Origin of the sequence: Rhodococcus sp. BS-15 (genome assembly GCF_000813105.1) — a bacterium.
In the GTDB taxonomy this organism is placed as follows: domain Bacteria; phylum Actinomycetota; class Actinomycetes; order Mycobacteriales; family Mycobacteriaceae; genus Rhodococcoides.
In genome coordinates, this window is sequence record NZ_BAOX01000051.1 from 1 (window position 1) to 23357 (window position 23357).

Consider the following 23357-nt stretch of genomic DNA (forward strand, 5'->3'; position numbering starts at 1 on the left):
CACGCGCCGCGCGCACATCGGCCACGGAGTCAGCGGACCCGGGGCCGCCCTGTGGGTCGAGGCCGAGACCGTTGCGGATGTGCCCCCGAGTGACGACCTCAAAGCCCTGGCAGCCGAATACAAGCAACTCGTCGTTGCGATGCTGCAGCGCCGAGACGCGTGGCAGGTGATCGACTCGGTCAACAAACTCACCGACCCGGGCGCGATCGCCGACACGGCCGGCTACGCGTCGTATCTCACCGACGTACAGAAGCGGGACCTTCTCGAAACCCCGGATGTGGCAACGCGTCTGACTTCACTCATCGAGTGGACCAAGACTCACCTCGCCGAAGTCGAGGTCAACGACAAAATCTCCGGCGACGTTCGCGAGGGCATGGAGAAGACCCAGAAGGAGTTTCTGCTCCGGCAACAGTTGGCGGCCATCCGCAAAGAACTCGGCGAGGACGAGCCCGACGGTGCCGACGACTACCGTGGCCGCGTCGAGGCTGCGGATCTGCCCGAGAAGGTGCGCGAACAGGCGCTGCGTGAGGTCGGCAAACTGGAGCGGGCCAGCGATCAGAGCCCCGAGTCGGGCTGGATTCGCACCTGGCTCGACACCGTGCTGGATCTGCCGTGGAACAACACCACGACCGACAACAACGACATCGATTCTGCACGTGCAGTTCTCGATGCCGACCATCACGGGCTCGACGACGTGAAGGATCGTATTGTCGAGTACCTGGCCGTCCGGGCGCGTCGCTCCGAGCGTGGTCTGCAGTCGGTCGGTGGGCGTGGGTCCGGTGCCGTCATGGTGCTCGCAGGTCCGCCCGGAGTCGGCAAGACCTCGCTGGGCGAGTCGGTGGCCCGTGCGCTCGGTCGACAGTTCGTGCGCGTCGCTCTCGGCGGCGTCCGCGACGAGGCCGAGATTCGTGGGCACCGTCGTACCTACGTCGCGCGCTGCCGGGCCGGATCGTGCGGGCCATCGGCGAGGCGGGATCGATGAATCCGGTTGTCCTGCTGGACGAGATCGACAAGGTCGGCTCGGACTATCGCGGCGACCCCAGTGCCGCTCTGCTCGAGGTGCTTGACCCGGCGCAGAATCACACGTTCCGTGATCACTACCTGGATCTGGATCTCGACCTGTCCGACGTGGTCTTTCTCGCTACCGCCAACGTGATCGACCAGATTCCCGGGCCGTTGCTCGACCGCATGGAATTGGTGACCATCGACGGCTACACCGAGGACGACAAGGTCGTCATCGCCCGGAACTACCTGCTGCCCCGTCAGATGGACAGGGCGGCAATCACATCCGAGGAGGTGACAGTCACCGACGCTGCGCTGCGCAAGATCGCGGCCGACTACACCCGTGAGCCGGGCGTGCGGCAACTCGAGCGATTGCTGGCCAAGGCGCTGCGTAAGGTCGCGACGAAGTTGGTGGGCAGCACGGATGTCCTGAAGATCGACGAGTCGGACCTGGTGACGTACCTCGGTCGCCCGCGGTTCACTCCCGAGGCGCACGAGCGAACCGAAGTGCCGGGCGTGGCAACGGGTCTCGCGGTCACAGGACTCGGCGGAGATGTGCTGTTCATCGAGGCTGCGGCGACCGACGGTGACGCCCGGCTCGAGCTCACCGGTCAGCTCGGCGACGTGATGAAGGAGTCCGCACAGATCGCACTGTCCTACGTGCGCTCGCACGCAGCACAATTCGGCGTCACGCAGGATTCTCTCGATCGCAGTATTCACGTGCACGTTCCGGCGGGCGCGGTGCCGAAGGACGGTCCGTCGGCCGGTGTGACGATGGTGACTGCCCTGGTGTCGATGGCTACCGGGCGGCCGGTGCGCTCGGACGTCGGCATGACCGGTGAGGTCACGTTGAACGGTCGGGTGCTGCCGATCGGCGGGGTGAAGCAAAAATTGCTGGCTGCGCAGCGTGCGGGACTGAAGACGGTGTTCATTCCGGCGCGCAACGAACCGGATCTGGACGACGTGCCCGCAGAGGTGTTGGAGGCGTTGGATGTTCGCCCGATGACCGAGGTCGCCGACATCCTGGCGCTCGCGCTGGAGCCTGCGAAGGCAACTGCTGCGGCGTAGTACCGCATCGATCGCCCAGCAGGGGCAGGTGGCATCGACCGCCTGCCCCTCCCGTCGGTCTCGAGTGCCGCGCTTGACCTCGAGCTATGTCGAGGTTCTACGTTGGTGGGATGAGTATGGAGATGACCGCCTGGAATCAGATGTATCGCACGATGAACAGGCCCGACACCCAGTCGTCGTTCTCGAAGGAGACGGCCCGCAGGATCCTGACGTTCGCGGCACCGCATCGCCGCGCTCTCGGCGGATTCCTGGTGCTCAGCGTCGCCTTGGCCGTACTCGCCGTGGCCACGCCGGTATTGGCCGGACGGGTGGTCAACGCGATCGTCGACGGACGAGAACTACGCGTGGTGGTCCTGCTGGCGGTGGCGATCGCGGCGATCGCTCTGGTGGACGCGGTGGTCGGTCTGATCAACCGGTGGCTCTCGGCGAACATCGGCGAAAGCCTGATCCTGGATCTGCGGACCGCGGTGTTCGACCACGTGCAGCGCATGCCGATCGCGTTCTTCACACGAACCCGCACCGGTGCGCTGGTGAGCCGGCTCAACAACGACGTGATCGGAGCGCAGCGCGCGTTCAGCACCACCCTGTCCGGTGTCGTCAGCAATCTCGTGACCCTGGTGCTGACGTTGGTGGTGATGATCGGAATCTCCTGGCAGATCACCCTTCTCGCATTGGTCCTGCTGCCGGTGTTCGTGCTTCCCGCTCGCCGGATGGGTCGACGCCTCGCGCGGCTGCAACGTGAAGCGGCAGCACACAATTCGGCGATGAGTACGCAGATGACGGAGCGTTTCTCGGCGCCGGGAGCAACACTGGTGAAGCTGTTCGGTCATCCCGAGCAGGAATCGGTCGAGTTCGCGGTGCGGGCGGCCAGGGTGCGCGATATCGGGGTGCGCAGTGCCATGGTGCAGACGGTGTTCGTCACGGCGCTGACGCTGGTCTCGGCACTGGCGCTCGCTGTGGTGTACGGATTGGGCGGCTTCTACGCCCTCAGTGGGAGCCTGGACCCGGGTTCGGTTGTGGCACTGTCGCTTCTGCTGGCGCGGTTGTACTCACCGCTGACCGCGCTGGCCAGCGCCCGCGTGGAGGTCATGAGCGCGTTGGTGAGCTTCGAGCGAGTCTTCGAGGTTCTCGATCTCGTTCCGTTGATCGCCGACAAGCCCGACGCGAAAGTTCTACCGCCAGGGCCGGTGGCCGTCGAACTCGACGATGTGCGGTTCGCGTACCCGTCCGCAGACAAAGTGTCGCTCGCCTCGCTCGAGGAGGTCGCGACCCTGGATTCCCGCGGGGGAGAGGAAGTTCTGCACGGTGTGTCGTTCCGAGCCGAACCCGGCCAGATGGTCGCGCTGGTCGGTACGTCTGGTGCGGGCAAGTCCACGATCGCGCAGTTGATCGCACGGCTGTACGACGTCGATGGCGGTGCGGTCCGGCTGGGCGGCGTCGACGTGCGGGACCTGACGGCCGAATCCGTCTGCGGCACAGTGGGAATGGTGACACAGGACGGGCACCTGTTCCACGAGAGCATCCGGTCGAATCTGCTGCTGCCGCGGCCCGACGCCACCGACGACGAACTGTGGGACGCGCTCTCGCGGGCGCGGCTGGCGGACCTCGTGCGTTCCCTGCCCGACGGCCTGGACACCGTCGTCGGCGAGCGCGGGTATCGACTGTCCGGTGGTGAGCGTCAGCGCCTGACGATCGCACGGTTGCTGATCGCGCAGCCGCGGGTCGTCATCCTCGACGAGGCAACGGCCTCGTTGGATTCGACGTCGGAGGCCGCGGTGCAGGCCGCGTTGGCCGAGGCGCTGGAGGGCAAGACGTCGGTGGTCATCGCGCACCGGCTCTCGACCATCAGAGCTGCGGACGTGATCCTGGTGATCGAGGACGGGCGAGTCGCCGAACGCGGCACCCACGACGAGCTCCTCGCAGCGGGTGGCCGCTACGAGGAGCTGCATCGGACGCAGTTCGCACAGGCGGAGTGACCTCAGGAAACCGGGTCCGGGACCACGGTCGCTGGGTCGTCGTCGGTTGCGGCGGCGAGCATCGGGGTGAATCCGTCGATCGCGTAGTCCAGCGACAGTGGGCTCGAGTAGCCGAGGGCCGAGGGGAGATCCGTGCTGAAGGAGCCGATGTAGACGGTTCGGTCCTGTCGAACGACGTCGAGGGCGGCGAGTAGTGGGTTGGCCTGCAGCTGCTCGCGGCCCTGGCCGGCGATGACCAGGACGTCGGTGTCGAGTCGGTCGAGGTTCTCTTCACTGATGGTCTCGGAGGCGTCGGGAATTTCGAAGCCGAGGTCGGTGAAGAACAGGGCGCGGATGTCGTCCCTGCCGAGAAGCAGGTAGCTGCCGTCGTCCATGACGAACGCGAGAGTCAGTGACTTGCCGGTGAACTGGGGGTTCTCGCTTCGGTGTCGGCGAACTTCTGCTCGAGCTCGGCCGTCTGGTCCTGAGCTTCCTGCGACTTGCCGAGGCTTCGCCGACGACGGCGAACTCCCGCTGCCAGGTCGCGGCGGGTACGTCGTCGTAGCCGCCGATGTCGGCGATCGTGGGGGCCATCCCGGAGAGGGTGTCGTACTGGCCCTGGTCGATGAAGGAGTACGGGCCGAGGATCAGATCGGGTGCTTGCGCCGCGATCTGCTCGAGGTCGAGGTCTGTGCTGCCGACTTCCGGGATCTCGGTTCCCCCCAGCGCTGCTTGCGCCCAGGGGCGCTGCCGGTAGTCGTAGCTCAGGTTGCCGCGTGTCGCGACGGGTTTGACGCCCAGCGCGAGTGCGAAGTCCTGCTCGTTGAACCCGATCGTCACGACGCGGGTGGGCTCGGTGTCGATGACCGTCTCACCGAATCGGTGATCGATGGTGACCGGGAAGCCGGCGCTGCTACCGGGGCTACCGGATGCGTCGGTGTCGGACGAACAGCCGGCTGCCAGTGCCAGAACGGATGCACCGGCGGCGACGAGCTGGACGGACTTCTTCATGTGATCTCCTCGCTACTGAACCTAGCGAGGTTAGCCTAACCGACCCGTTGAAGCTTTGATCATGTGCCAGGGGTCGGGCGACCCGATCAGCAGTTGGACGTAGCCGGTACTCCGGCGAATCGCTGGTCGATCCACTCGAGCGCCTGAGGTAGGCCGAGCACCGCAGCAGTCAGATGATCGTTGCTGGGCACCTTCACTTCGGTCACCAGCACTCCGGCGCGGCAGTATCGGGCGAGCGTGTTGTCGATCGCGCTGACCGGAATCAATGCGTCTGTGGGGCTGTGCCACTCGAAGTACGGTGCCTTCGGTACGCCGGGATACAGCTCGACGCTGTTGTCGTTGACGGCGGCGATCGCTTCCGGGCTGCTGATCAGGTCCAGCGTGCCCGCTACCTCCATGGCGCTCTTGCCTGCACCTGCCGCGATGATGTCGTTGGTGCACCCGTTTTGCATCTTGCTCTCGATTTCCTTACCCAGCGGGTTCAGTTGCGAGCTGATCGGGATGCGGGTGGGGTACTCGCGTTCGATACCGAGCGCGGCAGCGAACGCCAGACCGAACATGGGGTGCGGGGCGAACCCGAGATCGCGGGCCATGCGCTCGAGGTTCATCGGAGCGCCACCGTTCGCGCTGCCGACGATGTTCAGCTCGGGCGCGTAGTCGTTCTGAAGCGCAGCTGCCCATGCCGTGGCCATTCCGCCGCCGGAGTAGCCGGCCAACGCAACCGGGCTCTGCTGAACCTGGATGGGATCGAAGCGCTGAGTGGCGCGAATGCTGTCCAGCACGATCTGCCCGCCGAGCCTGGCTGCACCGTAGGCGCTGTTGGGTCCGAGGTGATCGGCGATGACGACCGTCCAGCCACGCTGCAGTACTGCATTGAGAGCGGGTGCCTCACGAATCATCAAATTCGGGTCGTTGGTCCAGAGCGCTTGTGAAGGTGCACATTCGAGACCGAGGGCATTGATGATGTGTTGGTAGGAAAGCACCGGACCGTTCGGCGCTTTGTTTCGTGGAACCAGCACGGTATTGATTGCGGCGATGGGATTTCCGGCCGAATTGGTGGAGCGGAAATTCAGCTGCCACACGTCCACGCCGAAGAATCCGGGGGGCGGTGGCATCGGGCGGCTGGAGATCACGTCGCCCGGTGCGAGCGCATCGAGATCCACAGGCGGAGAGTAGAAGCCGTCCGCGATGGGCGACGGGAACAACGGCGCCGCAGCTGCTTGACCTGCACCGACAAGTGACGAACACAGGACTGCAACTGCCGTCATGCTGACAGCGCCTGCCAACTTGAGAACCCGCATATGGTAAACCCCTCCGTGCCTGAACCGAAGCGACGAGCGCTGCGGCGATCTGGCAAGCCCCCGTAGAGCCGGCCCGCAAACCGTTATAGCTGATGATGCGTGACTTGTTACGCCCCCCCCGGTAACGATGGGCGCAACGGTACGCATCCGCTCATTTTATGGCAACCGAATGTTACCTACCCTCGTTTCTTCGATCGGGTCCAAGTTTTTCGTCCGGTGCATCCATGTCATTCCTGGCGCACCGCCTTCGGTTCCTTGTCCGGGCGCAGGCCGCGCCAGCTCGGATGCCGCAGATGACCGGATTCCGTGGTCTCGTAGAACCGCACCTCGCCGACGAGTACCGGCTCGACCCATACCGCTCCGTTCCGATCGGCCGCGGGCAGCACCGAAGAGAAAGGACTGTCCGACGCCTCGAGTGGGGCGAGTAGGGCGGCGAGCGTATCGAGCGCACGGTCGTCGAACCCGGTTCCGACGCGTCCCACGTAGCGCAGTCGGTCTCCGTCGGGAATGCCCATCAGCAGTGAGCCGAACCCTCCGGAACGACGACCCTGCCCTTTGCGCCATCCACCGATGACGATCTCCTGTGTTCGCCAGTTCTTGAACTTGATCCAGGTGTGGGCGCGTTTGCCGGGTTGATAGACGGAGTCGGTGCGTTTGGCGACGACGCCTTCCCAGCCCCGTTCTCTGCTTTCGGCGATGGCGTCCGCGGCGGTCCCCGTCAGCCGCGGTGGCACCAGTACCGAGTCGAGTCCGGTGGTGAGTAGTTCCAGCAGTCGTCGTCGATCCGAGTACTTCTTGCGCAGCAGTGACGTGCCGTCGAGGTGGAGCAGATCGAAGGCGATGAATCGGATGTCGTCACGGGTGGCGTTCTGCAGTTTCTCGAAGCTGCTGACGCCGCCGTCGTCGAACACCACGACTTCTCCGTCGACGACGGCGTCGTGCTCGGCCAGGTCGTCCGCGAAAGATTGGAGTGCGCCGAACTTCTCGGTGTAGTCGTTGCCACTCCGCGTGCGCAGTGTCATCGAACCGTGCGTGAGTTCGGCGACGATGCGGAACCCGTCCCACTTGCCCTCGAACGACCACTCGTCGTCCGGCAGATCGAGGATGTCGCCGGCGGTGGCGAGCATCGGTGAGATGTTCTTGGGCTCGGGCTTGTCGGGAGCATCATTCATCAGGTGCATCAACCACTGGCTGCCTTGGTGCGGATCAGTGCGAACCGCCCGCGCGCCTTCTTTCCGTGCAGGACGACGATGACCTCGTCGTCTCGCCACTTCTCGAGCTCGTAGGTTCCGCTGTCCCAGATCGAGACGTCGCCGCCGCCGTACTCGCCCTTGGGTATCCGACCGGAGAACGTCGCGTATTCGAGTGGGTGGTCCTCGGTGTGTACCGCCAGCCGGTTCTGCTTCGGGTCCACCGGGATGTTCTTCGGGACGGCCCACGAGACCAGGACGCCGTCGTGTTCGAGTCGGAAGTCGTAGTGCAGCCGTCGGGCATGATGCTCTTGAATCACGAACGTGTCGTTGTTGCCCTGCGGTTCGGTGGTGGTCGGTATCGGCTCGGGGGTCTTGTCGGCGCTGCGCATGCTGCGGTATTTGACGAGTTTGTCGGTGGTGCTTGTATTTTCGTTGTGCGAGTCCATCTCGGGGTCCAGATCGGCCAGTGGATCGCCGACGTCCGCGAAACGCTCGAGGACCTCCTCGAACCGAAGCTGTTGCAGGCCGGTCGCTTCCAGCTCGTCCCACGTGCGTGGTGCTGCGACGGTGGGGAGTGTTCGCCCGCGCAGCGAGTACGGTGCGACCGTCGTCTTCTTGCCGTTGTTCTGGCTCCAGTCGACGAACACCCGCCCGGTTCGTTTCGCTTTCGCCATCGTTGCCGTAACCCGGTCCGGTGATCTTTCCTCGAGCAGGGTGGCAACACGTTTGGCGACGGTGGACGCGCCGGAGGTCGACAGCGGTTTCTCCAGCGGCACGTACAGGTGAATTCCCTTGCTGCCGCTGGTGACCGGATATGCGGTCATCCCGATATCGCCGATCAGATCCCGTATCTCGCAGGCGACTTCGGCGCATCGGGCGAGATCCACGTCCTCGCCGGGGTCGAGGTCGAAGACCATACGGGTGGCCGGTCCTGGTTCGGTGCCGTCGAACCGCCACTGTGGCACATGCGCTTCGATGGCCGCTTGTTGACCGAGCCACGCCAGATCGGCTGCAGTGGAGAACAGTGGGTAGGTGACGACGCGGTCGGAGTGTTGCATCGAACGCCGATCGAGCCAGTCGGGTGCGGACGCGGCGAGGTTCTTCTCGAAGAAAGATGACTGGTCGACGCCGTTCGGCCAGCGCTTACGGGTCACCGCGCGGCCGGTGAGGTGAGGAAGCATCGCAGGTGCGATGGTGGTGTAGTACTCGATGATGTGGCTCTTGGTGGTGCCGGTTTCGGGGAACAGCACTTTGTCGAGGTTGGTGACGGAGACCTTCCGACCTTCGATCTCGAGCGTGGCCATCCTCTCAGGTTAGTGGTCGCCGTCAGAACCTGCGGGCAACTTGTGACAGGGTCGATGTCATGGCGACGATCAGTGTCTCGGTGCAGATGCCCGAAAATCCGCAGGGCGCGTGGGACAAGGCTTCCGCGCTCGATCGGTTCGACGAGTGGATGACCATCCACGGCGGGTGGTGCAGTCCGCCACCCAAGAAGGTCGGCAAGGGCACCGAAGTGGAGTCACTGGTGAAGGTGAAGGGCTTCAAGAACACGATCAACTGGACCTTCACGCAATACGACGAGCCCAAGCTGATCGAGATGTCCGGCCGCGGCAAGGGCGGGGTGAGAATCTCGCTGACCGTCCATGTGCGTGAGGCCGAGGGCGGATCGGAGCTGACGCTCGACGCGAAATTCGGCGGGGGTGTGCTGTTCGGTCCGGTCGGTTCGGTGGTGGCGCGGGCACTGGATACCGATGTCAAGAAATCCGTTGCGAATCTGGCGGCGTTGAAGTGACGCATACTTACTGAAGTAGCTGCACGACAACCTCTTCCAGCCCCGCACCGTTGTTTGCCCGGAGACGAAGACTGCACGGGATGCTCCACTCGAGGCCTCGATCGAGGGAATCCCGCGCACGACCGGTCCGAGTGGAGCAAAAATTGCCGAGACTCCTATTGCTGTCGAGTCTTGCGCAACCACCACAGTCCCGCGATGGGGAGCACCACCGGGATGAACACGTATCCGGATCCGAAGTGCGACCACACCGTCGGCTCCGGGAAGTCCTGGGGCTGGATGTAGCTGAGGGTGCCGATCCCGATGACCCCGACGAGTTCGATGATGCAGGAGACCGTCACCACTCGTCGGGATGCTTCGGTTGCTCGGGCCAGTCCTACCGTGGCGACGATGTAGACCACCGCTGCGAAGGCCGACAGCAGATACGCCACCGGTGCGTCGTCGAATCGTGTGGTGAGCTGCACGATCGAGCGTGATGTGGCGGCGACGGCGAACACGGCGTAGACGGCGATGAGGAAGCGCCCGAATCCGGTACGCGTCGCTTGCTGCAGGTTGTCAGGCATATCCGGCCCAAATCTGGCTCAGGCGCAGCACCATGGCCGCGAGGGTGAGGACGGCAACGAGGAGCACCGCTGTGCCGCCGCGGGAGCGGTCGCCCAGGGACCACCACGTGCCGAGGGGGAGCAGGAACAGCAGCCCGACGAGGTAGGACCCGAATGTCAGCCGGTGTATCTCGCGATCCGAGGTGAACATCATGGCGAACCCGATGACGGCCTGCAGTGCGACGACGGCCTCGGTGGCGGCGATGGTCCAGAACAGTGCGCGATCGGACTTGTTCTTCAGCAGGACCGGTCGGTTCATGGCGAGCTTCGCGAGCACCCAGATGCCTACGACCAGGGACAACGCATACAACAAGCCGGTGACGGCGCCGATCATCGAGTTCCTCGTCAAGTTCGTGGTGGATGGGTGGTTCGGCCTCCACACTATCCGCGTAACGCCACGTCAACACTGTGAGGCCCTCGAAACACGGCGTTGTTCCGGGTGTGACCAATCGGAAATGGATGGGGCTTGTACTTGTCCTATGGCCGCAGAGGATCTGCTCTCTCGCCGGACATGACGCTTTTCTCGGATGGACATCGGTGTCCACCGCATTCAGCCCGCTCTGCGAACCTCAGGAGACACCCGTGTCAGACCTCGATCAGTCCATCGCCGAGAACATCAAGAAGTCCCTCGAAGAGATCCCGCACCCTTCACTTCCCAAGGGCAGCAACATCTACGGTTCCACCAAGATCTTCCCCGACTACAAGGCCGAGAACGGCGAAAGCTACTTCACGTTGGTGCACGGCATCGCCCACGAGTCGTCGGTCTCCTTCGTCGCTGTGCTCCAGGCAACGCGCGCTCTGCGTAAGGGCTTCGAGTCGGCCATGTACTTCTACGGTCCCGGCGCTATCAATTGCCTTGCCACTCGCGGCTTTCCGACCACCGGTGATTCCGGTTTCCCGGGCGAGCAGAACATCAACGATTCGCTCGCGACCTTCATCGCCGAGGGCGGCACCGTGTTCTGCTGCCGTTTCGGGCTCGCATTGCACGGTGGCCGCGAAGAGGACCTCATCGAGGGCGTCATCCCGGCACACCCCTTGGACGTGCAGGACGCGTTGATCCACTACGCGCGCAAGGGTGCCATCATCAACTCCACGTACATGGTCTAGGGGCCGACCGTGGCCCAGGAGCGGAGCCTGCAGGAGCGACCCGAAAACACGGTCTCTACGCGCGTGGATCTGGCGCTGCTCGGTATTCGAGGAGCCACGCCGGTGTCCAGAACTGCCGGTGCAGGGCCGAGTGACGACGGACATGTCCGCATCGACGGCCTCGGCGCAGCCATCCCGCGCAACCCGCTCAGTCCGTACGTCCTCGAAGAGGGTCGAGTGCTGTTCGACGGCAACGACATCGGGCTCGACGTGCAGGCCGTCGACCGCCCGCAGTTCTACGACCTGGAAACCGCCGACGGTATCGCCTACGAGAAGATCGCGAAGCTGCACGGCTCCAGCGTTCTCGCGACCACCGTGGTGCAGACCTGCATCCGCTACGACGCCGATCAACGTTGCCGCTTCTGCTCCATCGAGGCCTCGCTCGAAGCCGGCGACACCATTGCCGTCAAGACTCCGGCGCAGTTGGCCGAGGTGGCCGAGGCGGCGGTACGGCTCGACGGCGTCGCGCAGATGGTCATGACGACGGGCACCTCGGCCGCGAAGGATCGCGGTGCCCGTCACTTGGCCCGATGCGTGCGAGCCATCAAGCTGTGGTTCCTCAGCTGCCGATTCAGGTGCAGTGCGAACCTCCCGGCGATCTCCGGACAATTCAGGATCTGTACGACGCCGGAGCAGAGTCGATCGGCATTCACGTCGAATCTCTCGACGAGAACGTTCGACGCCGGTGGATGCCGGGCAAGGCCTCGGTCTCGATGGACGAGTACCGCGCTGCGTGGAAAGAAGCGGTTCGGGTCTTCGGACGCAACCAGGTCTCGACGTACATCCTGGTGGGGCTCGGCGAGAATCCGGACGAATTGGTAGCCGGGGCAGCAGAACTCATCGAGATGGGTGTCTATCCCTTCGTCGTTCCGTTCCGTCCGCTCGCCGGAACGTTGGCGGTGGACGTCGACCGAGCGACGGCCCCCGGCCGAGACGCGCTCGAGAACGTCACCCGACGCGTCGCCAAGGAACTTCAGGCCGCGGCGATGCTCGGATCGGACCAGAAGGCAGGCTGCGCGGCATGCGGTGCGTGCAGCGTCCTGCAGAATGCGGGGGGCTGAGATGTACAGGGTGGACGCGCAGGATCTTGCCGGATTGTCCGGTACCGCAACCACTGTCGTCGAGCCCACGTTCATCGTCCAGCCGTGCGGAAGCGCAGCGCAGCTGGACGCCTATCGTGCGCTCCGGAGAGCGACCTTCGTTGCCGAACAGGGCTTGTTCGCCGGCACCGATCACGACGACGTCGACGACGATCCGCGAGCAGTCGTGCTGGTCGCCACCGATCGGGAGGGCACCGTGCTCGGCGGAGTCCGGCTGGCACCCTGCACCGCACCGGATCTGGGGTGGTGGGCCGGAAGCCGCCTCGTGGTCTGTGCTGCGGCACGCACTTCCGGCGTCGGGCCTGCCCTTGTTCGGGCAGCCTGCGCCCATGCCGAGAGTCGAGGCGTGCTTCGCTTCGACGCGACGGTGCAGAAGAGCAACGAGCAACTGTTCACCCGCCTCGGGTGGATTCGCCGCGGCGACGTCGAGGTGGCGAACACCCCGCACGTGGCGATGTACTGGCCGATCGACCGCATCGAACGTCTCGTCTCCTCGACCAAGGCGATGCTCGCAGGGGTACTCGCACCGCTCCGAGCGCAGCCACTCGGACTCGGTGCCAAAGGCTTTCGCGGCGACGACGGCGTTCCAGTACCAGGTGGCGACATGATCGCCGCGTGCGATGCCATCATCCCCTCCATGGTCGACCGCGACCCCGAGTGGGCCGGCTGGTGTGCGGCGCTGGTCAATCTGAACGACCTCTCGGCGATGGGCGCACGGGCCGTCGGAATGCTCGATTCCGTCGGAGCACCCACGCAGAGCCGGCTGACCCGCATCATCCGTGGTCTCGCCAATGCCTCTGCGGCATGGCAGGTTCCGGTACTCGGTGGCCACACCCAGGCCGGGGTACCGTCGTCGCTGTCGGTCACCGCACTCGGCCGAACCTCACGGCCGGTCCGTGCGGGCGGGGGAAGCGTCGGCGATCGGTTGACGCTCACCGCGGACATCGAGGGTGAGTGGCGTCGCGGATACCATGGCCAGCAATGGGATTCGTCCTCTCGGCGGAACTCCGACGAACTGACTTCAATGGCGTCGTTCGTTTCCCGCACCGCACCCAAGGCCGCCAAGGACGTCTCGATGGCGGGCCTGGCCGGCACCACCGGAATGCTCGCCGAGGCGAGCGGAACCGGTGCCGTACTCGACATCGCCTCGATACCGAAGCCCGACGCCGCGTCGATGGGCGAATGGATCACGTGTTTTCCAGGGTTCGCGATGATCACCGCGGACCGTCCCGGTGCACCTACTGCACCGTCCGGACCTGCACTGTCCGCAGTCTGCGGAGAGCTCACCGACATTCCGGGTGTCGCGCTGCGATGGCCCGATGGAATCACCACTCGCGCGGTCACGTCCACCGTGACCGGATTGGGAGAAGCATGACCACCCACCCGAAGCCCGTCACCATTTCTGTCGCCGCAGCCGAGTTCGGTCGCGACATGGAACAGGGTTACGCCACCATCGCCGCGTTGCTCGAGGAATCACGCAACCGCGGCAGCCAACTACTCGTCCTGCCCGAGGCCTGCCTCGGCGGCTACCTACCGAGCCTCGGCGGCGGCGACGAGACCGAAGAGTCGCGACAACGCCGGCTGAAGGCACTGCCTCCCGCCCTCGAACTCGACGGACCGGAGATCAGGCGCGTCATCGACATGGCGGGCGATACCGTCATCACCTTCGGCTTCTGCGAGAAGGACGGCGACACCCGCTACAACGCCGCCGTGACGGTCGACGGCAGCGGCATTCTGGGTTCCTACCGCAAGGTGCACCAGCCGTTGGGCGAGAATCTCTGCTACGACGCGGGAGACAGCTACTCCGCCTTCGACACTCCGATCGGCCGCATGGGCATGCAGATCTGCTACGACAAGGGATTTCCTGAGGCGGCAAGGGAACTGGCGCTCGACGGTGCCGAGATCGTCGCGTCCATCTCCGCCTGGCCGACGGCACGTACTGCGACGGTGGAGAACATGGAAGAGGACCGGTGGAAGCAGCGGTTCGACATCTACGACAGAGCCCGCGCGCTCGAGAACCAGATCATCTGGGTCGCAGCCAATCAGGCGGGTACTTTCGGATCTCTTCGGTTCGTCTGCAGCGCAAAGATCGTCGGGCCCGGCGGAGAGATCCTCGCGGGCACGGGCGTCGAACCGGGCTTGGCCACGGCCACCGTCGACGTCGCTGCCCTCATCGGCGCGGCACGCGGCGGCGGCATGTACAACCTTCGCGATCGCAGGCCGTCCGTGTACCGGACCATCACGAAGGAGCCGATCCATGCCTGAGATGTCATTCCTGGTCCGATGGCCCGACGGACGCGAACAGTCCTGCTATTCACCGTCTCTGGTGATGCACGACTACCTGACGCCCGGCCAGGACTACCCGGTCGCGGAGTTCGTACAGCGGACGTCGGAGGCACTGACGATCGCCAGCGATCGAGTGCTCGCCAAGTTCGGGATGCGGTGCACCTCGGCCGCGCAGCAGATGGAGGAGATTCACGGTGTCAGTACCTCGTACGAGGCCGGTGCCGTTCGTGTACTGAGCATGTCGGGAGCTGAATTGCTATGAATCCGAACAGCGTGACAGAGCACCACGCCGTGATCGTCATCGGCGGCGGCCAGGCCGGCCTGTCCATCAGCTGGCATCTGACGCAGCGTGGCATCGAACATGTCGTGTTGGAGCGCGAGACCATCGCGCACGAGTGGAAGGACTCGCGCTGGGACAACTTCACTCTCGTGACGCCGAATTGGCAGTGCGCACTTCCCGGATACTCCTACGACGGTGACGATCCCGACGGATTCATGCAGCGCGACGAGGTCTATGCCTTCGTGCGAAGCTACGCAGACAGCTTCGATGCGCCTGTACAAGAACATGTTTCGGTCGACCAAGCTCTGCAGGGCCTGGATGGTGGCTTCGACCTGCAGACCTCTGCCGGCCCCATGCATGCCGACCAGATCGTCGTCGCCGTCGGTGGATATCACATCCCCACCATCCCGCGGTTCGCCGAGAAGCTACCGCGCGACATCGTCCAGATGCACTCGTCCGAATACCGCGGCTCACATCAGTTCCCGGACGGAGATGTGCTCGTGGTCGGCACCGGACAGTCCGGTGCGCAGATCGCCGAGGACCTGCACCTCGACGGCCGACGCGTCCACCTGGTGGCCGGCACCGCTCCCCGCGTCGCACGCTTCTATCGCGGCCGCGACTGTGTCGCCTGGTTGCACGACATGGGGGTCTACGATGTCTCCATCGAAGATCAACCCGGTGGCGTCGGCAAACGCGAGAACACGAACCACTACGTCACCGGACGTGACGGTGGTCGAGACATCGACCTGCGTGCATTCGCCACCGAGGGGATGCAGCTCTACGGCCGACTGCTCGGCGTCGAGGACGGCGTTCTGCAGTTCGCACCCACTCTCGGAGCATCTCTCGATGCAGCGGATCGGGTGGCCGAAAGCATCAAGGACAACATCGACGCTACATCGAGCGCGAGGGAATCAGCGCCCCCACCGAGGATCGCTACGTGCCGGTGTGGCGTCCGGAGACCGAGACCACCGAACTCGACCTCGCCACCGCGGATATCAAGGCCGTCGTCTGGTCCGTCGGCTTCCGCACCGACTACCGATGGCTCAAGGTTGGTGCCTTCGACGGTGAAGGGCACCCGACGCACAATCGCGGCGTCACCTCGGTGCCGGGCCTGTACTTCCTGGGCCTTCCGTGGCAGCACACCTGGGGTTCGGGGCGCTTCGCCTCGGTGGCCCGGGACGCGCAGTTCCTCGCCGACCAGATCGGTCTGGAGATCAGTGCAGTACAGTCCCGAAGCTCAGCGCAGCCGCAGAGCCAGATGGTCTGAGTCCCCATTGGCCCCCATCAAGATCGGCGCGCTGGCAGCACATTTCGGGAGAGATGTCGACCGGGCCGTACTGAAGATCACCACGATCATCTCCAGTGCGGCCCGAGAAGGCATCGATCTCCTGGTGCTGCCCGACGCGTCCCTCGGGGGTTACATCAACAGCCTGAGCAATCCGGATCCCGCGGAACTGCCGCCCACCCTCGATCCCGACGGACCGGAACTGGCGGCGATCATCGCTGCGGCCGGAGACATGACGATCTGCATCGGGTACACCGAGCTGTCGAAAGGGTTGCGGTACAACGCTGCCGCGTGTCTGACGGGGGACGGCATTCTGGGTAGTCACCGCAAGGTGCACCAGCCGCTCGGGGAGTCGCTCGCCTACGCGGCCGGTGACCGGTTCGAGGCCTTCGATACCCCGGTGGGGCGGATGGGGATGCTGATCGACTACGACAAGACGTTCCCGGAGTCGGCGCGGACGTTGGCACTCGATGGTGCGAGAATCATTGCGGCGCTGTCCGCGTGGCCCGCAAGCGTCACCGATAGGGCGTCCTCGCTGCCGAACGATCGGCAGTCCCGTCTGTTCGATCTGTACGACGCGGCCCGGGCGGCCGAGAACCAGGTGGTGTTGGTCTCGTCCAATCAAACCGGGGTGATGGGTTCCCTGCGCTTTCTCGGGCAGGCGAAGATCGTGGGCCCCGGTGGCGACGTCCTGGCGCGGACCTGGTCCAAAGGTGGCCTCGCGGTGCACGAGATCGATGTCGATGCAGAGGTCGACCGAGCTCGACGGGGGCTGCATCACCTGGCGGAACGTCGCGTGGACGCATATCCGAATCTGTTGCAGGAGAAGCCGGGTCAGTGAAGATCAGTCTGCTGACCTACTCGTCCAAGCCGCGCGGTGGAGTGGTGCACACGCTGGCGCTGGCGGAGGCACTGGCGCGCGCCGGGCAGGACGTGTCTGTGTGGTCGCTCGGCCGCGGCGGAGACAGCACGTTCTTTCGTACCGTCGACCCCGCCGTCGACATCAGAATGGTCCCGTTCGAGCATCGGGACGGTGAGAACGTCGGAGAACGAATTCTGCGGTCCATAGATGTTCTGCGGCAGGCCTTCACGTCGGACGAGTACGACATCGTCCATGCGCAGGACTGCATCTCCGCCAACGCCGTCGGCCGCTGCATCAGGACCATCCATCACCTGGACGAGTTCACCACGCCCGAGCTGGCCGCATGTCACGAACGCGCGATCACCGCCCCGTATGCACGCATCTGCGTGTCGGCAGCGGTGGCCGGCGATGTTCACCGTAGATGGGGATTCGAGCCCACGGTCATTCCCAACGGCGTCGACGCCGAGAGGTTCACCGCAGCTGCACAATCCGGACGATCACACTGGCGCGAGAAGCTCGGCCGATACGTGCTCGCAGTGGGCGGTATCGAACCACGCAAAGGCAGTCTCGATCTGCTCGACGCCTTCGCGCGGCTGCGTGCGCACGATCTGCGACTGGTGTTCGCCGGCGGCGAGACGCTGTTCGACTACCGCGACTATCGGACGGAGTTCGACCGCCGCGCAACGGAACTCGGTATCGAGCCGGTGATACTCGGTACCGTCGACGACGACGAACTGCCGCACCTCGTGGCGCAGGCCGCCGTGCTGCCGTTCTTCTCCACCAAGGAGGGTTTCGGACTGGCTGCCATGGAGGCTCTCGCTGCGTCGACTCCCGTCGTCGCGCGAGATCTGCCGGTACTGCGGGAAGTGTTCGGAGACAGCGTTACCTATGCGTCCACGGCGCAGGCCATGGCGGCCGAATTGGAACGTGCGCTCGTGGCACCGCTGGACTCGTCGCCGGGGCTGACTCTGGCGCGCAGCCTGACGTGGGACGAGGCCGCGCGTCGTCACCTGGAGTTCTACTCCTCGCTCCGGTGACCGCTGCGTTTGTTGCGCTTGAGTCGATGGGGCTTGAGCTTGTGGAAACCCTTGACCCGTAGCGAGCGGACCGATTTGAGGTAGAACTCGGAATCGTGCCGCAGTTCCTCGGTCATGACGGTGTCGACCAGGATCGTTCCCGGATTGGACGAACTGGTCAGGCGCGCAGCGATGTTGACCACCGAACCGTACAGGTCCCCGTAGCGGGCGAGAACCGGGCCCCAGGCCAACCCGACCCGCAGGTCCGGCATGTCCTCCTGCTCGGCGAATGCGTCCTGCAGGTCGAGGGCGATGTGGGCGGCGTCCTCGGGCGTCTGCGCGCTGAACATCACCTCGTCCCCGACGTTCTTGATCACCGAACCACGCCCGCGCGCAATGATATTGGTGGCCAGTGACTCGAACTCCTCGAGGAGCGTCGTCAGTTCGCCGATGTCGAGTCGACGTGTCAGGCTGGTGTAGCCGACCATGTCCGCGAAGCCGACGGCCATGACGGGGCTGTCGGTGGCGTCGTCGGGAGCGGCGATGGACCGTCCGGCCGCCGCGGCCAAGTGCCGACGCCAGGTATACGCCTGGAGCGCTTCGAGGGTGGGGACCGTCTCGGCGGCGATGTCCCTGGCGTTGCGCCGGATGGCGTCGATGTCGTTCTGGTCTTCCTCGCTGCTGGTGATCCGCTCGAGGATGTGAGAGTTCACCACGCCCACTTGCCATTCCGCGAGCCTGGACATCGACTGGCCGAGAGTGCGCGCAATAGCGACCTCCATCTCGGACTTGATGACCTTCTGCTCGGTGAGTCCGGTGATCAGCTTCAGTGCCTCGAGGTCCGCGTCGGTGTAGACGACCGCCTCGGTGTCGGTGTGGATCGGAAAGCCCATACCGATCCACAGCGCGATGACCCGTTCGAGCGGCAGCCCCGACCTGCTGACGATGTCGGATCGGGTGTACTTCGGCGTGCCCCCCAGGAGATTGCGTTCGATCTCCGCTTGCACCACCGAGTTGATCTGGTTCTCAGGCATATCCCAACGTTCTGTCGAAATAGGAACGGACATCGTCCACGTACGCGTCGATCTTCTCGGGCTCCCAGTCCGTGGTGGGAATGGGCTCGCCGACGGTGACCTTGACGGTACCGGAATGGACGGTGAAATCCTTTTTCCACATCACGTCTCCGGCATTGTGGATGACGATCGGAACGATGGGCACTCCGGCCTGCATCGCCAGGTGGAAGCCGCCCTTCTTGAACCGGCCGAGACGCGACGTCGGCATACGCGTGCCCTCGGGCGCGATGGCGACCGAGATGCCACTGTGCAACTTCTCTATGGCCGGACGCATCGCCTCCCGCGCCTGAGAGGGATCGCCACGGTCGACGTAGGCGACGTCGAAGATCCTGCCCAGCAGGGCGAATCGCGGGTCGCGCTCGAGCTCGCGCTTGGCGACCGCGGTGATGTCCCGTCGGAGAATGGAGGTGACGATGATCGAGTCGGCGGTGCTCTGATGGTTGAACATGAACACAGCCGGCCGCGCCGACCACGCGTTCTCGGTGCCGGTCACGTCGAGTTTCACTCCGGCGATGGTCAGCGCGATGTCCGGCGCAATGGTGCTGGTGATGTTCGCTCCGGTGCGGCGGCTGCGTGTCAGCAGTCCCAGGCCGAGGCCGATCGACGCGCTGGCCAGCACCGACCCCAGAGCGGCGGTGCTGCGCACGGCGGAGGTCAGATCGGTGCCGCGCTTGGGACTCTCCAACGTCAGCGACGGCCACTTCTTCTTCGCCGCGTACCGCTGTAGTTCGGGATCCGGGTTCAGTGCGACGGGGCGGCCGACGGCCTCGAGCAGTGGCACGTCCTCACCGCCGTTGGAGTAGGCGAAGCAGCCGGCGAGAGCGATTCCCTCACGGTCGGCGTAGTCGATCGCGGCCTGTGCCTTGCGTGGTCCCCACAGCGAATCGCCGACCAGCTCCCCGGTCAGTATTCCGTCGGTGACCACGGGAGTGGTGCACAACAGTGTCTCGAACATCATGTCCTGCTGGACCGGCAGCGCCTGGTACGGCGTGGCCGAGGTCGCCATCACCAGTCGATGCCCGGCGTGGCGGTGGGCCTCGACGAGGATGCGGGCTTGCGGGTAGATCATCGGCGCGATCTCGTTGCGGAACAGCGTGTATGCCTGTTCCATCAGATCCTCTTCCCGACGGCCCTCCAGACCGCGGACGGCCTTGCCCATCAGGTTGTCGACCGGGGAGTTGCGCATCCGCATCTCGACGACGGCGCTCGATATCTCCCACAGTTCCTTGACCGTCACGTCGAGGGTCTTGAGTCGTTCGAGAAACACTGCACGGGCCGAGAACCCGTTGATCAGGGTGCCGTCGAGATCGAAGAACGCAACGGTGTCTCGGCCGGGTGGAGCGGCGGCGATCGCGATCAGTCGATCGTCGAACTCGGTCATGAATTGTTCTCCTCGGGGGCCGAGATCGGTTCTACCTCGCGCAGCATGCGGTGGGCCATGTCGCGGATCGTACGCACCTTGCGCGCCCACTCGTCGATCTCGAGTGCAAAGTCTCGCCGTCGGCGTGCGATACCGTCGGAACTGGAATCGACGAGATCGCGATTTGCCGCCAATTGCAGTGCGGTATCGAATAATTCGCCGGAGATCGATTCGCTGTGATCGAGCTGCTGACGAAGCCGTCTGGCCTGAGCGGCACCGAGGCATTCCGCGATGAACTTGGGCTTGTCGAACTCACCGCTCTGAGGCAGCAACATCAGCTGATCGGCAACCACTTGATACGCCTCGAAGATCGGCTGCAACACGCGGTGCGCCAGATGCAGATCCTGTGACTGAAGTTGTCGCGCAGCGTAATCCGGGTCGCTGATGTGGGCGCGCCAGTCCGGATCGATGAGATCGACCTCGGATTCGAGCCGTTCGCCGAAGTCCTTCTTGTCGCCGAAGAAGAACTCGAACTTGAGCAGATCGCGCAACTGCAGTGCCGACTGCCACAGAGATTCCTGGGTCAGTGGCGCCGAATCGCCGCTGGTCGGCAGAACGACCAACTCGCCGATGGCGCGCATGACGAAGAAGTGGATTGCATTGTTGCGGAAGAACGCTGCCACCAGGTGCTTGTCCTGAGCCAGATAGAACAGGGGCTCGGGGCCGTCGTCGAAACGCTTGACGACGTTGGCGTTGACCTGTGCGATGACGGCCGAGCGGACGACGTCGACGTCGGCGATGTCCACTCCGCCCGCGGTGGGCAGGTTGCGGCGTTTGATGTAGCGGGCCAGCGGGGCGATGATGGCCCACATCTCGTTGACGTTGAGGGCGCGATCCTCGATGCCGAGCAGGGCCATGGTGACCAACGCCGCCGGAGTCACCGGAGTCGCGTCGTTGATCGCGTGGGAGACGCCGAGCGCGATCTTCTGCACCGCCACCCGCTTGTCGGGGTTGTCGGCGACGATCGACGCGACCGACATCGGCTCGCCGAAGTTGAGGTACACGTTGCCGCGCAACGTGCCCTGTGCGCGGATGTAGCCGATGGCCATCCGGATGCCCTCGGCCTGCTTCTTCGCTCCGTGCGATTCCTCGGCCATCGCGCCGACCTCGTGCAGACGGTCGTAGGTGATGGACGTCGGAACCAGATAGACGTCCTCTGCATCGCTGGTCTCGAGTGCGTCGACCAGATAGGTCAACAGGCCGAACCGCGGCGGGCGGAGCTTTCCGGTGCGGCTACGGCCGCCCTCGATGTACCACTCCAGGTTGAACCGCTTGCTCAGCAGGAAGCTCATGTACTGACGCAGCGTCCACTTGTAGATCGCGTCGGAGAACTTGCGCTGAATCAGCACCACGCCACTGCGTTTGGCGATCGGACCCAACGGCCAGAAGCCGACGTTGATGCCGCCCATGACGTGGTTGAGCGGCAACCCTTCGGCCAACAGCGCCGGACGCAGCACGAGCGGGTCGAGATAGGAACGGTGATTGGGCAGGAACACCAACGGATAGTTCTTGTTGAGTTCGCGCACCTTCTGCAGTTGATCACGGTCCACATCGACCTTGTACGCCCGAGAGAAGTACGCCCCGAGCGTTCCCCACATCTCGACTGCGCGGCGGGTCTCGGTTGCGACCATCTCGCCGAGGATGTCGTGGACGCGCGAGTCGACGGCGTCGCGATCCTGACCGACTTCCTCCGCGAGCTCGGTGATGCCGTCCCGGAACTTCTTCTGCTCGGTCATGTCCTCGACGACGAAGCGCGGGATCTTGTACTCGGAGCCGATGACGCCGCGCTCGGCTTTGTCCAGAGCCAGACTGGCCTGCCGCAGAATGAACGACGACAGTGACGTGCCGCCGCCGCGCTCGAACCGATCCTGCAGATCACTGAGCGTCGCGGGCTCGCCGACGAGAACTGCGGAGTGGTCGGGATCGTCGCCCGCCACCCATCGCTGCCATACCTGCGTGGGCTTGGACCGACCACGGGGCGCGAAGATCCGGTGCAGTATTCCGCTCTTGCGATCGGACAGCGTCACTCGAAGCGGGATCAGCAGCGGATCGTCGGCGTAACCGCGAACACTGTCCGACAGAGACGTTCTCGCCTCACCGGAGAGCACCACCGAGGGTGGACGGGGCTCGCCGTCGGGAGTCGTGGCGTCGATCCACTGATTCAGAGCCTGAACCTCGAGGGTGGATTTGGCATCGAGCAAATACACGTGCGGACCGTCGCTGAGCGACTGCTCGTCCGCGTCGAGGTGGTACATCGAGACTCCTGTTCCGTACCTGCGCAAGAAGGCACGCCGCCAGGCTACGCGGCAGAAACCGCGCGCGAGGGCGGTTCGGTGAGGTGGCTCCGGGACACCGATCTCGCCGAGAGTCACGCGGCTACTCGCCCGTACCCGCGCGGGGGCGACGGCACATCGTATGGACTCGACGGGCGCGCGCGAGGGCTGTCGTCTAGAGTGAGGCGCATCGGACTTCTCGGCCACCTCAATCTAAGTGTTAATCCAAGTAACAGTTACTTGCGGTTACAGTTACTTGGATTAACAGATAACCTCCTCTCGATACGCCGATCCGACGCGCCCTGCGCTGCCCCGGCCACATCTCACCTGCATATGTGCGACAGTATTCGCAAACACTTTCGAGAAAGGCCGGTAGTCGATGCCACCCCGTGGGCGCGCTGTGAACGATTCGTTGACTCCCGAGAATCTGACGACACTGGCCGCGGCGCTCGCCGAGGGACGTAGGGCCACCGTCTATCTCCGTGAACCGAACCCGAGTCTCGGCCTGCCCGACGGCACCTCGGCCAAGGTCGTGTCGATCGACGGCAACACGGTCACGATCAGCCCGAAGGGCGTCAACGACGAATTGCCCTACGAGGCCGAGGAACTGCGCATCACCCGCAATCCAGCCACTCCGCCCGCGCCGGCGAAACGCGTGGCCGCCAAGCGAATCCCGCCGTCCGCGCCTACGCAGC

Annotated in this window: 16 protein-coding genes and 5 pseudogenes; 12 read left to right on the plus strand and 9 right to left on the minus strand. The window is 64.6% G+C overall.

Features of this window, described 5'->3' with window-relative positions; genetic code table 11:
- Together lon and RHBS_RS08940 are read left to right on the plus strand one after the other, a co-directional pair.
- Positions 1–2070, plus strand: a pseudogene (gene lon, locus RHBS_RS08935) (endopeptidase La); the annotation flags it as partial.
- A 110-nt stretch (positions 2071–2180) separates the two neighbouring features.
- Positions 2181–4046 (plus strand): ABC transporter ATP-binding protein, encoded by a 1866-nt coding sequence (locus RHBS_RS08940; RefSeq protein ID WP_121871398.1) that lies wholly within the window; start codon positions 2181–2183, stop codon positions 4044–4046.
- A 2-nt stretch (positions 4047–4048) separates the two neighbouring features.
- Here the strand turns inward: RHBS_RS08940 and RHBS_RS30375 are convergent, their stop codons facing one another.
- The 4 genes and pseudogenes from RHBS_RS30375 to RHBS_RS08955 all read right to left on the minus strand — a co-directional run bounded on the left by RHBS_RS30375 (position 4049) and on the right by RHBS_RS08955 (position 8834).
- On the minus strand, positions 4049–4420 hold the full coding sequence (locus RHBS_RS30375) for a hypothetical protein (protein WP_237669120.1): 372 nt from the start codon (positions 4418–4420) through the stop codon (positions 4049–4051).
- Entirely contained in the window at positions 4317–5036 is a 720-nt protein-coding gene (locus RHBS_RS08945) for an ABC transporter substrate-binding protein (RefSeq protein ID WP_237669121.1), read from the minus strand. The genes RHBS_RS30375 and RHBS_RS08945 overlap by 104 nt, the downstream gene beginning before the upstream one ends.
- A gap of 86 nt (positions 5037–5122) precedes the next feature.
- A complete protein-coding gene (locus tag RHBS_RS08950; protein ID WP_128645385.1) occupies positions 5123–6337 on the minus strand; it encodes a lipase family protein in 1215 nt (404 codons plus the stop codon).
- Between the two features lie 227 nt (positions 6338–6564).
- Positions 6565–8834, minus strand: a pseudogene (locus tag RHBS_RS08955) (ATP-dependent DNA ligase).
- 59 nt (positions 8835–8893) lie between these two features.
- Here RHBS_RS08955 and RHBS_RS08960 point away from each other — a divergent pair.
- Positions 8894–9322: an SRPBCC family protein gene (locus RHBS_RS08960; RefSeq protein ID WP_032378553.1), complete on the plus strand. Its 429-nt coding sequence runs from the start codon at positions 8894–8896 to the stop codon at positions 9320–9322.
- A 155-nt stretch (positions 9323–9477) separates the two neighbouring features.
- Here RHBS_RS08960 and RHBS_RS08965 read toward each other — a convergent pair whose 3' ends face one another.
- Together RHBS_RS08965 and RHBS_RS08970 are read right to left on the minus strand one after the other, a co-directional pair.
- Complete coding sequence (locus RHBS_RS08965; protein ID WP_121871395.1) at positions 9478–9882, minus strand: hypothetical protein; 405 nt, start codon at positions 9880–9882, stop codon at positions 9478–9480.
- Positions 9875–10255, minus strand: a complete 381-nt coding sequence (locus RHBS_RS08970; protein ID WP_121871394.1) for a hypothetical protein — start codon at positions 10253–10255, stop codon at positions 9875–9877. The genes RHBS_RS08965 and RHBS_RS08970 overlap by 8 nt, the downstream gene beginning before the upstream one ends.
- A gap of 248 nt (positions 10256–10503) precedes the next feature.
- Here RHBS_RS08970 and RHBS_RS08975 point away from each other — a divergent pair, with 248 nt between their 5' ends.
- The 8 genes and pseudogenes from RHBS_RS08975 to RHBS_RS09010 all read left to right on the plus strand — a co-directional run bounded on the left by RHBS_RS08975 (position 10504) and on the right by RHBS_RS09010 (position 17917).
- Positions 10504–11028 (plus strand): MSMEG_0572/Sll0783 family nitrogen starvation response protein, encoded by a 525-nt coding sequence (locus RHBS_RS08975; protein WP_027495238.1) that lies wholly within the window; start codon positions 10504–10506, stop codon positions 11026–11028.
- A 27-nt stretch (positions 11029–11055) separates the two neighbouring features.
- Positions 11056–12128, plus strand: a pseudogene (locus RHBS_RS08980) (MSMEG_0568 family radical SAM protein).
- A gap of 1 nt (position 12129) precedes the next feature.
- Positions 12130–13542, plus strand: a complete 1413-nt coding sequence (locus RHBS_RS08985) for an MSMEG_0567/sll0787 family protein (RefSeq protein ID WP_128645386.1) — start codon at positions 12130–12132, stop codon at positions 13540–13542.
- Positions 13539–14432, plus strand: coding sequence for a carbon-nitrogen hydrolase family protein (locus RHBS_RS08990; RefSeq protein ID WP_128645387.1), 894 nt, complete (start codon positions 13539–13541; stop codon positions 14430–14432). Before RHBS_RS08985 ends, RHBS_RS08990 begins: the two co-directional genes overlap by 4 nt.
- Positions 14425–14715 carry an MSMEG_0570 family nitrogen starvation response protein gene (locus RHBS_RS08995; protein ID WP_121871391.1) on the plus strand — a complete coding sequence of 97 codons (291 nt, stop codon included), beginning with the start codon at positions 14425–14427 and terminating at the stop codon, positions 14713–14715. The genes RHBS_RS08990 and RHBS_RS08995 overlap by 8 nt, the downstream gene beginning before the upstream one ends.
- Positions 14716–14726: 11 nt before the next feature.
- Positions 14727–16000: pseudogene (locus tag RHBS_RS09000) on the plus strand (MSMEG_0569 family flavin-dependent oxidoreductase).
- 7 nt (positions 16001–16007) lie between these two features.
- Positions 16008–16859, plus strand: coding sequence for a carbon-nitrogen hydrolase family protein (locus tag RHBS_RS09005; protein ID WP_121871390.1), 852 nt, complete (start codon positions 16008–16010; stop codon positions 16857–16859).
- Entirely contained in the window at positions 16856–17917 is a 1062-nt protein-coding gene (locus tag RHBS_RS09010; RefSeq protein WP_121871389.1) for an MSMEG_0565 family glycosyltransferase, read from the plus strand. Before RHBS_RS09005 ends, RHBS_RS09010 begins: the two co-directional genes overlap by 4 nt.
- Here RHBS_RS09010 and RHBS_RS09015 read toward each other — a convergent pair.
- Genes RHBS_RS09015 through RHBS_RS09025 form a run of 3 tightly spaced genes read right to left on the minus strand, consistent with a single transcriptional unit; the run spans position 17899 to position 22644 of the window.
- On the minus strand, positions 17899–18930 hold the full coding sequence (locus tag RHBS_RS09015) for an adenylate/guanylate cyclase domain-containing protein (protein WP_121871388.1): 1032 nt from the start codon (positions 18928–18930) through the stop codon (positions 17899–17901). The genes RHBS_RS09010 and RHBS_RS09015 overlap by 19 nt on opposite strands.
- Positions 18923–20350 carry an HAD-IB family hydrolase gene (locus RHBS_RS09020; protein ID WP_121871387.1) on the minus strand — a complete coding sequence of 476 codons (1428 nt, stop codon included), beginning with the start codon at positions 20348–20350 and terminating at the stop codon, positions 18923–18925. Before RHBS_RS09020 ends, RHBS_RS09015 begins: the two co-directional genes overlap by 8 nt.
- Positions 20347–22644, minus strand: coding sequence for a glycerol-3-phosphate 1-O-acyltransferase (locus RHBS_RS09025; RefSeq protein WP_121872776.1), 2298 nt, complete (start codon positions 22642–22644; stop codon positions 20347–20349). Before RHBS_RS09025 ends, RHBS_RS09020 begins: the two co-directional genes overlap by 4 nt.
- A gap of 397 nt (positions 22645–23041) precedes the next feature.
- Between RHBS_RS09025 and RHBS_RS09030 the strand changes: the two are divergent.
- Positions 23042–23357: pseudogene (locus RHBS_RS09030) on the plus strand (translation initiation factor); the annotation flags it as partial.